Below are 12821 nucleotides of genomic sequence, written 5' to 3'. Positions count from 1 at the left end.
TTAACATAAAAATGGTTGTGTGCGCACAAAATATTCACCTTTCACCTTTCACCTTTCACCAATTATTTGTACCTTTGCAGCCGTTAAAATAGACGAAAGTATAATTTTTTAAATAAATCAAAAACAAATGGCAAAGTTAGATTTGACACAGTATGGCATCACAGGTTCTACCGTGATTGCTCACAATCCTTCGTATGAGACTCTCTTCGCAGAGGAGACAAAGGCTGGTCTGACTGGTTTCGACAAGGGTCAGAACACCGAGCTGAACGCTGTAAACGTGATGACTGGTATTTACACTGGTCGTTCACCTAAGGACAAGTACATCGTGAAGGATGCACAGAGCCAGGATAAGGTATGGTGGACTTCTGAGGAGTATAAGAATGACAACCACCCCATGAGCGAAGACGTATGGGCTAAGGTTAAGGAAATCGCTGTTAAGGAGCTCTGCAATAAGGATCTGTATGTTGTTGACGCTTTCTGTGGCGCTAACGAGGGTACTCGTCTGGCTGTTCGCTTCATCGTTGAGGTAGCATGGCAGGCTCACTTCGTTACCAACATGTTCATCCAGCCTACTGCTGAGGAGTTGGAGAACTTCGAACCTAACTTCGTAATCTATAACGCTTCTAAGGCTAAGGTTGAGAACTTCAAGGAGCTGGGTCTGAACTCAGAGACTTGTGTTGCTTTCAACACTACAAGCCGCGAGCAGGTTATCATCAACACATGGTACGGTGGTGAGATGAAGAAGGGTATGTTCTCTATGCAGAACTACTACCTGCCTCTCCAGGGCATCGCTTCAATGCACTGCTCTGCTAACACCGACATGGAGGGTAAGAACACCGCTATCTTCTTCGGTCTGTCTGGTACAGGTAAGACCACTCTGTCTACCGATCCTAAGCGTCTGCTGATTGGTGACGACGAGCACGGATGGGACGACGAGGGTGTGTTCAACCTCGAAGGTGGTTGCTACGCTAAGGTTATCAACCTCGACAAGGAGTCTGAGCCCGATATCTACAACGCTATCCGTCGCAATGCTCTGCTGGAGAACGTAACTGTTGACGAGGCTGGTAAGATCGACTTCGCTGACAAGAGCGTAACCGAGAATACTCGTGTATCATATCCTATCGATCACATCGAGAAGGTTGTTAAGAAGGTGAATGGTAAGAGTGCAGGTCCTGACGCTAAGAACGTAATCTTCCTGTCAGCTGACGCATTCGGCGTACTGCCTCCCGTTTCTATCCTGACTCCTGAGCAGACTAAGTACTACTTCCTCTCTGGTTTCACAGCTAAGCTGGCTGGTACAGAGCGTGGTATCACAGAGCCTACTCCTACATTCTCTGCTTGCTTCGGTCAGGCATTCCTCGAGCTGCACCCCACAAAGTACGCTGAGGAGCTGGTTAAGAAGATGGAGAAGAGCGGTGCTAAGGCATACCTCGTTAACACTGGTTGGAACGGTACTGGTAAGCGTATCTCTATCCGCGATACTCGTGGTATCATCGACGCTATCCTGGGTGGCGCTATCCTGAACGCTCCTACCAAGAAGATTCCTTTCTTCGATTTCGAGGTTCCCACACAGCTTGAGGGCGTAGACACCAACATCCTGGATCCCCGCGACACTTATGCAAATGCTGCTGAGTGGGAGGAGAAGGCTAAGGATCTGGCTGCTCGCTTCATCAAGAACTTCAAGAAGTATGAGGGCAACGAGGCTGGTAAGGCTCTCGTAGCTGCTGGTCCTAAGCTCTAAGCCTTAGGTCCTACGACATAACGATAAAACAGGCGTCTACACGGAATGGTGCAGATGCCTGTTTTTGTTTTTTACTAACCATTAGAAACAATGAATCTGAAAGAGAAATACCGTGTGTTCAAAGAGTGGCAACAGCGTCCTTATCAGGTGGCTCCACTCACACAGGAGGAACATACCTGTGCCACCTGCGGCACCAGTTATCAAGGTAATTATTGTCCGCGATGCGGACAGTCGTCACGTATCGGACGTTATTCGATGAAGACGGCTTTTCTGTTGTTTCTTGACGTCTGGGGACTGGGTAATCGTGGTATGTTTCGTAGTATTCGCGACTTGTTGTTGCGTCCCGGCTATATGATTCGCGATTATCTGGGCGGTATGCAGATGGCCTATTTTCCACCGTTTAAGATGTTTTTCCTCTTGGCAACTTTATCTATCGTGGTTAATAGTGGTCTTAATATAAGAGGTGAAAATCAGTTGGTGAAGGTTGTACAGGCTTACGAGAGAAGTATTGATATGGATATACGGACTGCCCCTGCTGAGCAGAAAGCTGGAGTGAAGTCAGGCACAGATAATGAACGTCTGGACTTCGGAGAAAAAATAAATGGTACGCTCAAGGTCTTCATCAGATTCCTTATCGACCATCAGACAGTGGTAGAACTGGTTTGGTTGTTGGTGCTCTCTTTGCCACTTTATGTGCTCTTCAGGAATTGTCCGGCAATCCCGGATCTGTATTATACTGAGTTCTTTGTGGCGATGATTTATATTACTAATATGATGAATATCGTCTCAATAGTATTCAGTTTCTTCTGCGTGAACTTGGATACCATCGGCTTTATATCCCCGATATTGAGTATTGTTGCACTCAAACAACTCTGTGGTTATTCGTACCTTCGTACCATCCTGGGCCTCGTTGCTTCATTTGCTATCATCACAATTGCGGTTTTGATTATTGTGGTGCTGGTTGGTATAGTTGTAGGGTTAACGATGGCAATGAACGCACAATAAAATGCAAAATTACACACATAAACTTGATTTAAATCAAGAATTATGGGTGTTTGCGCAAACTAAAGCGTTTATCCTACACTTGTAATACAAAATAATTTGTACCTTTGCAATGTAGTCGTGATGATTACACACACGTTATTCATTAGGTTAGTAGTTTTATAGAATTAAGGTAAAGATTATGTTATTAGATTTTCAAACAACGTGTGTGTTGGTATTAGTGGTTATTTCCACAATTCTGAGTGTTATCACTCTGATGAATACTAACATCCGTTGAAAGGAGTGCGGGGTGAGCGATTCATACCGCACTCTTTTTTATGCTCATTTTACCAGTAAGTCTGCCATATAGCGGTAAATAAACCATACAAAATCCTAAAAACAACTTAAAATCAGGGCAATAATGATATATTTTGTTTAATTAAGTGGTGAAAATGTCTGCTTTTTGCAGATTTGTGCTTAACTTTGCAACCAAATTGTTTAAACAAGATTAGATGAAAAAACTTTTTAAGCCGCTGTGTGTGATGCTTGGCGCATTAGTGACGATGACTTCGTGCCTTGGCAACGGCGACGATGATACAACAGTATATAGTGATATGGCTATTACGGCCTTCGCTTTGGGTACGCTGAACAGATATACCCATTCAACCTCTTCTGACACTGGTAACGATACCATTATCAAGTCTACATTGACAGGCTCGAACTATAACATGGCTATCGACCAGAACAGTTATCGTATCTACAACCAGGATCTGTTGCCATCGGGTACTGACTTGGCTCACGTGACCATCAGTAGTGTCTCTACCCTGAATAATGCTATTGTAACCTTGAAGTCACTTACTAGCGACAGTATTCGTTTCTTCAGTACCAGTGACTCTATCGATTTCACTACACCTCGTGTCTTCCGTGTCTTCCCTACGAATATGGAGGGCTATCGTGATTATACAGTAACTCTTTCTGTCGATGAGAGTGCCGGTCTTTCTTTCGAATGGAATAAGGTGGATACGCGTGCTGATTTGCAGGGATGGAGCGAAAACCATCTGGTGGCTTTTGGAGATAGTGTCCGCTTGGTTGACCAGAACGTGGTGACTGCAGATAATTGTGCTTTCAGACTGAATGGCGCCAATGTGGAGCGCTCTGAGGATCTGAATAACTGGACTGTCATGGGTACAGCAGCTTTGAAGCAGTTGGTTGGCGTAGGCACAAAGGGCCTCTTTGCTTTGGGTACCGACGGCATGATGAAGCGTTCAGAAGATAATGGCGCAACTTGGTTGGATGAGACGCTTGACGAGGATGCTTCTCTGTTGCCTGTTAGCGATATCGCTATGACATCATGGGATTATACTCCACTGGATTCTACCGATTACCTGCTGATGGTGGGTAACGATGCACAGAATCAGGTTCGTGTATGGCGTAAGATTAATCAGTATGGTGGTGTTTCGAAGGGTGGAAAATGGGTATATATGCCTGTTGACCTGAACAATCCTTATACTTTGCCTGTGCTGCAGCATTTATCACTGGCCTATTATAATAATATGGTATTGGCGCTTGGCAGTGATAAGGTGATTTATCAGTCAGCTGATCAGGGCATCACATGGAAGGAATCTTCTAAATATGCGTTGCCTACAGATTTGCAGGGAACTGTGATGAGTCTTGCTGCCGATAGTCAGAACCGCCTTTGGGTGGTCACCGATGCTGGTGAGGTATGGCTGGGAAAGAAATGATGATGTAAGATATAAGCAGTGATGAGCGAAGGTAAATATCATATCTCAACAGTATGGGTGAAAATACTATTTGTATGCTTCACACTTCACTGTTCACTCTTCACTCAGACTATATTGGCTCAGGACGAGCCGGAATATAAGATGGAGTTGGGTGCCGGTGTTGGCCTGATGAACTATCTGGGCGATTACAATGGTAACCTTCTCAAGAAGATGCAGCCCATGGGGGGACTGGTGGCAAAATACAAGATGAATCCCCGTATGGCATGGGCGGCTACGTTGAACTACGGACAACTGAAGGGTGAGGCAGAGAATGCTGGCACGTGGTATCCTGGTGGTACTGATGTCCCTACGTCGTTCTCTACGAAGCTGGTTGACTTGAACGTCAAGTATGAATATAACTTCTGGCCTTTCGGTACAGGACGGGAGTATCACGGTGCACAGCCGTTGACACCTTTTATCACTTTGGGCGGAGGCCTCGCTTTTGCTAAAGGAGATAAGTCGGTAGTGGCTTTTCAGGTACCTATCGGTTTTGGTGTGAAGTATAAGTTGATGGACCGTCTGAACCTCACGGCAGAATGGTTGATGCATATCTCGGGCAGCGATAAACTGGATGGTATTCGTGATCCCTATGGCATCAAGAGCAGCGATCTGTTTAAGAATACCGATTGCTACACCACTTTGCAACTCTCGCTGACCTATGAGTTCATGGAGAAATGTAAGACTTGTCATAACGATAATGACTAACGGAATTGATAATTGAAACTGTAATTTAAATATGACAGCAGAACTGGATATGACGCGCATCCCACAGCACATTGCCATTATTATGGATGGTAACGGTCGCTGGGCCATGGAACGTGGCAAGGAGCGCACCTATGGTCATCAGGCCGGTGTTGAGGCCGTACGTCGCATCACGTCAGAATGTACACGACTGGGTGTGAAGTACCTCACGCTCTATACCTTCTCTACTGAAAACTGGAACCGCCCCGATGATGAGGTGGCTGCACTTATGGGATTGGTTCTCTCTTCACTCGAGGATGAGATCTTCATGAAGAATAATGTGCGTTTCCGTGTGATAGGCGACTTAGGTCGACTGCCTGAGGCTGTACAGCAGAAACTGCGTGAGACGGAAGAGCATACGGCAAAGAATGATGCGATGACAATGGTTGTGGCATTGAGCTATTCATCGAAGCTTGAGATTGTACGTGCTATGCAGAAGATGGCACAGGAGGTGAAGGATGGGACCCTCACTCCAGAGTCTATCGATGAGAAAACCGTCGATGAGCACCTGTGGACAAGTTTTATGCCCGATCCCGACCTGCTGATCCGTACGGGTGGCGAGGTACGTATCTCCAACTACCTGCTATGGCAGATAGCTTACTCAGAGCTCTATTTCTGCGACACCTACTGGCCCGACTTCGGTGAGCAGGAGCTGCGTAAGGCTATTCAGAGTTTCCAGAGCCGTCAGCGTCGTTTTGGTAAGACCGAGGCGCAGGTGGAAGAGGAGGAAAAGTAATAAGGTAAAAATGTTAAAGTCAAATTAAAGTGACCCATTATTATATTATAAATAAGGTGAAAGGATTGGTGAAAGGTATCTTGCCTCTTTGCCTTCTTACCTTCTTGCCTTTGTATGCTTCAGCACAGAATAAGATAGTAAACCCCGATATCTCCTATGCTGGTACTCCCCGTCAGTGTGAGATTGGTGGTATCACCGTAGAAGGTGTAGAGGGCTATGAGGATTTCGTATTGATTAACCTGTCGCAACTTCGTGTAGGGCAGAGTATCGAGGTTCCTGGCAGTGAGATTACGGAGGCTGTGAAGCGTTACTGGAAACATGGCTTGTTCTCAGATGTCTCAATCACCGCCGACTCTATCGTGGATTCTAAGGTCTATCTTTGTATCCATCTGTCCCTGCGTCCTCGTATCACCAATATTGAATATCATGGTGTGAAGAAGAGCGAGCGCGAGGATTTGGAGAACAAACTGGGTATGGCCAAGGGCATGAGTCTGACGAAGAACCTCATTGACCGTGCTAAGATCCTGGCCACAAAGTATTTTGATGATAAAGGCTATAAGAATGCTGAGATTGATATCCGTCAGAGCGATGATGTAACGGGTAAGAATCAGGTGGTGCTCGATGTCTATATCGATAAGAAAGCCAAGATGAAGGTTCGCCGCATTATCTTTGATGGTAATGAAAAGGTGGCTGACAAGAAAATCAAGGGTGGTTTCTTCTCTAAGGGTGCCTTTGGTAAGATTCATGAGGCAGGCAAACTGGGCAATTTCTTCAAGGCCAAGAAATTTACTCCAGAGCGCTATGGTGAGGCTAAGCAAGCCCTTATCGACAAGTATAACGAGATGGGTTTCCGTGATGCAACAATCGTTGAGGACTCTGTGTGGACGGTTGACGACAAGCACGTCAACGTGTATGTCAAGATAGAGGAGGGTGAGAAATACTATCTGCGTAATATCACTTGGGTTGGTAATACCGTTGCCAATACCGATGCTCTGAATAAGACGCTGGGAATGGTGAAAGGCGATGTCTACAACCAGCGACTCATGAACAAGCGCTTGATAGAGGATGATGATGCTGTACATAACTTCTATTATAATAATGGTTATGTGTTCTCTAGTGTGGAGCCAACAGATATCAATGTTGTGGGTGACTCTATAGATGTGGAGGTACGTATCACAGAAGGTCCGCAGGCTCACTTGAACAATGTACGTATCTTTGGTAACGACCGCCTCTATGAGGAGGTAGTGCGCCGTGAACTCCGTACCAAGCCTGGTGATCTCTTCTCAAAGGATGCCCTGATGCGTTCTGCTCGTGAAATCGCTTCTATGGGTTACTTCGACCCTGAGTCGGTGAGCCCAGACGTGAAGCCTAACTATCAGGATGGTACTGTTGACGTAGACTGGAACCTGGAGCAGAAATCTAATGACCAGTTGGAACTCTCACTTGGTTGGGGACAGACTGGTGTCATCGGTCGTGTAGGTGTCAAGTTCAATAACTTCTCTTTGCGCAACCTCCTTGGTAAGAACAAGCTGCGCCGTGGCTTCCTGCCTGCTGGTGATGGTGAGCAGATTGGCTTGAATTTCCAGACAAATGGTCGTTACTATAGCAGTTATAGTGCCAACTACTCTACGGGTTGGTTTGGCGGAAAGCGTCCTAACGCCTTCAACGTAGGTGTCTATTATTCTAAGCAGAGTGACGTGTCGAGCACCTATTACAACTCAGCCTACATGAACAATATCTATAGTTACATGTATGGCACGGGTTCATACAACAGCAGCTACTATAACTATGATAGTTTCCTTGATGACGATAAATATGTGAAACTGTTGGGTATCTCCGTTGGATGGGGTAAGCGTCTGCGCTGGCCTGATGACTATTTCCAGTTCTCGGCTACCTTGGCTTATCAGCGTTATATGCTGAAAGACTGGCAGTACTTCCTGATTTCCAATGGTAACTGTAACAATATCAACCTGGGATTGTCGCTGACACGTAATTCTACCGATAACCCCTTGTTCCCACGTCATGGTTCAGAGTTCTCACTCTCTGTAACCCTTACGCCACCTTGGTCTTTGTTTGATGGCAAGGATTATAAGAATCTGGCTACCCAGGATACTTATACCAACGATTATGAGCGCTACCAGAGCGAGCAGTCGTCAAAGTATAAGTGGGTGGAGTATCACAAGTGGAAGTTCAAGAGCCGTACCTATACAGCCCTCTCAGATGGTCAGAAATGCTTCGTGCTGATGACTCGTGTAGAGTTTGGTTTGCTGGGCTCTTACAATAAATACAAGAAGTCACCATTCGAAACCTTCTATGTGGGTGGTGACGGTATGAGTGGCTATAGCACCAGTTATGCTGAGGAGACCATCGGTCTGCGTGGTTATGATAATGGTTCTATCTCTTCTTCTGCCTATGTAAAGGGTGGTGAGTGGAGTGGCAGTCGCTATAGTGCCTATGATGCCTATGCCTACGACCGCTTCACGCTGGAGTTGCGCTATCCCTTTATGTTGGGCAACACTACTATCTACGGACTTGGCTTCCTTGAGGGTGGTAACGCATGGGCAAAGACTCGTGATTTCAACCCCTTTGATATGAAACGTTCGGCTGGTGTCGGTGTACGTATCTTCCTGCCTATGGTGGGTCTGATGGGTATCGACTGGGCCTATGGTTTCGACAAGGTATACAATGGAGGCTGGCAGCGTGGTGGCGGTCAGTTCCACTTCATACTTGGACAGGAATTCTAACCTATAAAATTAATGATAATGAAGAAACTGATAATCCTTTTTATCTGTGCTGTCTGTGGTCTCTCAACGGCCTCTGCACAGAAATTTGCTTTGGTTGATATGGACTATATCTTCAAGAATATCCCTGCCTACGAGCGTGCTAACGAACAACTGTCGCAGGTGTCGAAGAAATGGCAGGCAGAGGTGGATGCCATAATGACTGAAGCTCAGACTATGTATAAGAACTACCAGAACGAGGTGGTTTTCCTCTCTAAGGAGCAGAAACAGGCTAAGCAAGATGCTATTATGGAGAAGGAGAAATCTGCTGCCGACCTGAAGAAAAAATATTTTGGTCCTGAGGGAGAGCTCTTCAAGAAGCGCACAGCCCTAATGAATCCTATCCAGGAGGAGGTCTATAATGCTATTAAGGATGTTGCCGACCTGCGTGGCTATCAGCTGGTACTCGATCGTGCCAGCGATACAGGCATCATCTTTGGCTCGCCTAAGATTGATATCTCTGATGAGGTGCTGCGCAAACTGGGCTACGCCAATTAAACTCATACGACATGATAACGTCATAACGATATAATGTTCTAACGAAAATAACTTAATAAAAATAAAACAACAACAATGAAAAAGTTTATTATCTGCGCTCTTTGCGCAATCTGCGGTTTCACTACCGCCAACGCACAGGCTAAGTTTGGTCACGTGAACACACAGGAGATTGTCCAGGCTATGCCTGAGTTTACTACTGCACGTACAGACATCGAGAAGCTTACTCAGCAGTATGAGGCTGATTTGAAGTCTATGCAGGACGAACTCCAGAAGAAGGCTGAGGCTTTCGAGAAGGAGGAGGCTACCCTGCCCGAGAATATCAAGACTCGTCGTAATCAGGAGCTGCAGGATCTCTATCAGCGTATCCAGCAGACCTATCAGGACAACCAGCAGGCTCTTGCTAAGGCTCAGCAGGAGAAGATGCAGGCTATCACCGCCAAGGTCCTTGATGCTATCAAGGCTGTTGGTCAGGAGGGTGGCTATGTATACGTGATGGATATGAGCGCTGGCATTCCTTATATCAGCACTACACTCTCAAGCGACGTTACCGCTCAGGTTAAGGCTAAGCTGGGATTGAAGTAAAATCTATAAGACGAGATTATATAAAAGGCCGACATCACGAATGTCGGCCTTTTATGTTGGAGCATTTTGCTCACAGATATCATTGGTTATTTCTGTTCAGACGTGATGCCTACAATGTTGAGAAATACATAAATTCGACTGGGAATGTCTGTTTGGTTGCTGTTTTTGAGAATCTTGACCTTTAACTCATAGGCAGTATTCTCTGCGTAGAGAGAGTCAAAGCCGTCAATCTGCGACAATGTCCATTCCCCGGATTTATTCTCCCTGACCTGGTAATAGGACACAGGCAGCCCGTCAAGACTATAGCCCTCTGAGCGGCTGTTGGCAGCCACTTCAATAGTTCCAACTGTGTACTGCTCGTTTTCGGTGCTCTCATCGTCTGTGCATCCTGCAAAGGCTAGTACTAATACCATGAGCATTGGGATAATCCATATCCCTTTACTCCACTTCAATTTCTGTGTATTCATCTTCTATAGGATTGTTATTATAATAATGATCTTTGTTGTAAACACGTCCAATATATAGTAAGAACTATTTCCTGCTGGCACAGTAATATTTTGGAATTCAATATAATCACCATTGCCTTTTGAGTTTACAAAATTACATATTTTTATAGTATAAAACAAGAAATTGAAGAAAAATATAAAGCTTTCTCGTAGTTTTTCCTGTTTTATTATTGGTGTTCACTAGTGTCCACATATATATATAGTATCAGCAAATAAATGATGAAATAATTTGAACTCTCCCTGCAGATTATCCCCAGAAGTCCTTGATGCGCTCAATATAGCGTTCACCAATGGCACGACCTATCTGGTAGACGTGCTGCATCTGTTGGGGATTATGCGAGATATGACCAATGGGAATTTTCGCGTCAGGACGAATCACCAGACAGCGACCCTCACGCTCGGCCTGAGCCACATATTCCAGCTGTTTGTTATACATGATGTGACGATAGTCCAAGGCTTTGATCATCTCTGGATAGCGTCTTAGGGCAAGGCGCATCAAGGGCATCAGGCGGTTGTGCTCTTTCTGATACCCCAACGGTTGGGTGAGAACCACCACATTGCGGTCGTAACCAATCGATTCTGTGTAGGCCAGGGGAATAGAGTCAGCCACGCCTCCGTCAAGCAGTTTGCGTCCCTGTATGCTGACCACTTTAGAAACCAGGGGCATCGATGCCGATGCACGTATCCATTCATAGGTGTCATAGTTGGCTTCCGTCAGTGGTTGATAGACAGCTTCTCCTGTTTCCACATCCGTACACACCACGATAAACTCCATGGGGTTATGGTTGAAAGCATCGTCGTCATAGATCTCATACTGCTTAGGTACAATATGATAATCAAACTCTGCGTTGAAATAGTCGCCTGTGGTGAGTAGTGAGCGGATGCCACTGTAGCGACTATCCTTGGCAAAGCGCATGTTGTAACGGATGGCACGTCCTATCTGCCTGGATTTATAGTTACAGCCGAAGGCAGCACCAGCTGATACACCAATGAGCCCGTCGGGCCATATGTCGTGTTCCATCATCACATCGATGATGCCTGTCGTCCATAGTCCGCGCATGGCGCCTCCTTCTAAAACAAGTCCTTTTTTCATATTGTGTTGAATAGTCTGGTTCTTATGAATATTTCCTTGGATAACGGAACAAAATAGCCAATACAAGGGCTATGCCGATGAGCATGGGGTAGAACAGGTGAGGGATGATAATGATGGGATTCAGACCTGATAGCCCAGCTGCAATCAGCACTTGTGCGCCATAGGGCAGCATTCCCTGGGTGAAACAGGAAGCTGTATCAAGGATAGAGGCCGATTTGCGTGGGTCGATACCAAAACGCTTGGCCACATCCTTGGCTATCGGGCCGGTGGTGATGATAGCCACGGTGTTGTTGGCTGTACAGATATTCACCAGACAGGTCAGGACTGCGATGCTCATCTCGCCGCCACGTGTTCCATTGATATTCCTTGTCAGGGCTTTGATGATGAGGTTGATGCCACCGTTGTGACGGATAATCTCCAGCATTCCGCCTGCCAGGATGGTGACGATAATCAGTTCCGACATGCCCATCATACCTTCGTTCATGGCGCTGAACCAGCCAAAAAGGTCGTAGGTTCCATGACTGATGCCGATGATACCAGTGAGGATAATGCCGATAGTCAATGTCAGCAGGACGTTGATACCACATACGGCTAAGATGACAACAGCGAGATAGGGCAGTACGAGCCAGAAGTTCACCTCGCCCACCTCTGCACTTGTGTTGAGGCTGGTTCCCAGGAAGAAATAGACAACAAGCATCAGCAGGGCTACGGGTGCTACGATGCGGATGTTGACGTGGAACTTATCCTTCATGTTGCACCCTTGCGTCTGTGTGGCCACAATGGTGGTGTCGCTGATAAACGAGAGGTTGTCGCCGAAATATGTGCCGCCAACCACCAGTCCTACCATCAAAGGAACGCTGATGCCTGATTGTTGGGCGATGCCCACAGCCAGAGGCGTAAGGGCAGCAATGGTACCACAGCTGGTGCCGATACTCAGGGAGATAAAGCATGAAGCCAGGAAGATGCCTGGGAGGATAGCCTGCTCTGGCAGATAGTTCAGGGCCAGGTTCACGGTGGCATCCACAGCCCCCATTGTCTTTGCCGCTGCAGCGAAGGCACCTGCCAGGATGAAGATAGCCAGCATCAGCACCATCGTAGGATTGCCTGCTCCCTTCGCAAAGATATTGATACGCTCATTCATCGTCCCTTTCACCGTGAGCAGGGAATAGACGGAACTGACGAGGAAGGCTACGGCGATAGGTACTTTATAAAAATCCTGAGCAACGATACTTGTGACCAGATAGAGCACCAGGAATACGATTAATGGACTTAATGCTTTCATCTGCTTAGTTTTATTTCCTGTGCAAAGATACGATTAATAATTGATAAAAACGCTAAATCATTTCGTTATTTGGGAAAATATGCCTAATTTTGCGGCTGAA

The 12821-nt window shown here is 46.2% G+C and carries 11 protein-coding genes; 8 read left to right on the top strand and 3 right to left on the bottom strand.

The window, feature by feature from the left end; translation table 11 throughout:
• The first annotated feature begins 127 nt into the window (after positions 1-127).
• The 8 genes from pckA to L6468_RS14395 all read left to right on the top strand — a co-directional run bounded on the left by pckA (position 128) and on the right by L6468_RS14395 (position 9840).
• Positions 128-1741 (top strand): phosphoenolpyruvate carboxykinase (ATP), encoded by a 1614-nt coding sequence (pckA, locus tag L6468_RS14430; protein ID WP_237793807.1) that lies wholly within the window; start codon positions 128-130, stop codon positions 1739-1741.
• A gap of 90 nt (positions 1742-1831) precedes the next feature.
• Positions 1832-2746, top strand: coding sequence for a DUF3667 domain-containing protein (locus tag L6468_RS14425; protein ID WP_237793805.1), 915 nt, complete (start codon positions 1832-1834; stop codon positions 2744-2746).
• Positions 2747-3234: 488 nt separating this feature from the next.
• Positions 3235-4464, top strand: a complete 1230-nt coding sequence (locus L6468_RS14420; protein ID WP_237793803.1) for a DUF6242 domain-containing protein — start codon at positions 3235-3237, stop codon at positions 4462-4464.
• A gap of 21 nt (positions 4465-4485) precedes the next feature.
• Positions 4486-5208, top strand: coding sequence for a type IX secretion system protein PorG (porG, locus tag L6468_RS14415; RefSeq protein ID WP_091853426.1), 723 nt, complete (start codon positions 4486-4488; stop codon positions 5206-5208).
• A 31-nt stretch (positions 5209-5239) separates the two neighbouring features.
• Positions 5240-5980, top strand: a complete 741-nt coding sequence (locus L6468_RS14410) for an isoprenyl transferase (RefSeq protein WP_091817572.1) — start codon at positions 5240-5242, stop codon at positions 5978-5980.
• Between the two features lie 56 nt (positions 5981-6036).
• Entirely contained in the window at positions 6037-8724 is a 2688-nt protein-coding gene (locus L6468_RS14405) for a BamA/OMP85 family outer membrane protein (protein ID WP_431356703.1), read from the top strand.
• Between the two features lie 18 nt (positions 8725-8742).
• A complete protein-coding gene (locus L6468_RS14400) occupies positions 8743-9258 on the top strand; it encodes an OmpH/Skp family outer membrane protein (protein WP_091817564.1) in 516 nt (171 codons plus the stop codon).
• A gap of 75 nt (positions 9259-9333) precedes the next feature.
• Positions 9334-9840: an OmpH/Skp family outer membrane protein gene (locus L6468_RS14395; RefSeq protein ID WP_237793787.1), complete on the top strand. Its 507-nt coding sequence runs from the start codon at positions 9334-9336 to the stop codon at positions 9838-9840.
• An 86-nt stretch (positions 9841-9926) separates the two neighbouring features.
• Here the strand turns inward: L6468_RS14395 and L6468_RS14390 are convergent, their stop codons facing one another.
• The 3 genes from L6468_RS14390 to L6468_RS14380 all read right to left on the bottom strand — a co-directional run bounded on the left by L6468_RS14390 (position 9927) and on the right by L6468_RS14380 (position 12721).
• Positions 9927-10253, bottom strand: coding sequence for a DUF4377 domain-containing protein (locus L6468_RS14390; RefSeq protein WP_237793785.1), 327 nt, complete (start codon positions 10251-10253; stop codon positions 9927-9929).
• Between the two features lie 340 nt (positions 10254-10593).
• Entirely contained in the window at positions 10594-11439 is an 846-nt protein-coding gene (locus L6468_RS14385) for a patatin-like phospholipase family protein (RefSeq protein ID WP_237793783.1), read from the bottom strand.
• A gap of 22 nt (positions 11440-11461) precedes the next feature.
• Positions 11462-12721 (bottom strand): Na+/H+ antiporter NhaC family protein, encoded by a 1260-nt coding sequence (locus tag L6468_RS14380; RefSeq protein ID WP_237793781.1) that lies wholly within the window; start codon positions 12719-12721, stop codon positions 11462-11464.
• Positions 12722-12821: the final 100 nt, after the last annotated feature.

It is taken from the genome of Prevotella communis (genome assembly GCF_022024115.1).
Lineage (GTDB): Bacteria > Bacteroidota > Bacteroidia > Bacteroidales > Bacteroidaceae > Prevotella > Prevotella communis.
Note: the sequence above shows the minus strand (reverse complement) of the source record. Positions and strands in the feature narration are given on the sequence as shown.

Bases quoted from the DNA above. Each gene is read 5' to 3' on its own strand.
- L6468_RS14400 (WP_091817564.1), top strand. From the start codon at position 8,743: ATGAAGAAACTGATAATCCTTTTTATCTGTGCTGTCTGTGGTCTCTCA.
- porG (WP_091853426.1), top strand. From the start codon at position 4,486: ATGAGCGAAGGTAAATATCATATCTCAACAGTATGGGTGAAAATACTA.
- L6468_RS14380 (WP_237793781.1), bottom strand. From the start codon at position 12,721: ATGAAAGCATTAAGTCCATTAATCGTATTCCTGGTGCTCTATCTGGTC.
- L6468_RS14395 (WP_237793787.1), top strand. From the start codon at position 9,334: ATGAAAAAGTTTATTATCTGCGCTCTTTGCGCAATCTGCGGTTTCACT.
- L6468_RS14390 (WP_237793785.1), bottom strand. From the start codon at position 10,253: ATGGTATTAGTACTAGCCTTTGCAGGATGCACAGACGATGAGAGCACC.
- L6468_RS14425 (WP_237793805.1), top strand. From the start codon at position 1,832: ATGAATCTGAAAGAGAAATACCGTGTGTTCAAAGAGTGGCAACAGCGT.
- pckA (WP_237793807.1), top strand. From the start codon at position 128: ATGGCAAAGTTAGATTTGACACAGTATGGCATCACAGGTTCTACCGTG.
- L6468_RS14410 (WP_091817572.1), top strand. From the start codon at position 5,240: ATGACAGCAGAACTGGATATGACGCGCATCCCACAGCACATTGCCATT.
- L6468_RS14385 (WP_237793783.1), bottom strand. From the start codon at position 11,439: ATGAAAAAAGGACTTGTTTTAGAAGGAGGCGCCATGCGCGGACTATGG.
- L6468_RS14420 (WP_237793803.1), top strand. From the start codon at position 3,235: ATGAAAAAACTTTTTAAGCCGCTGTGTGTGATGCTTGGCGCATTAGTG.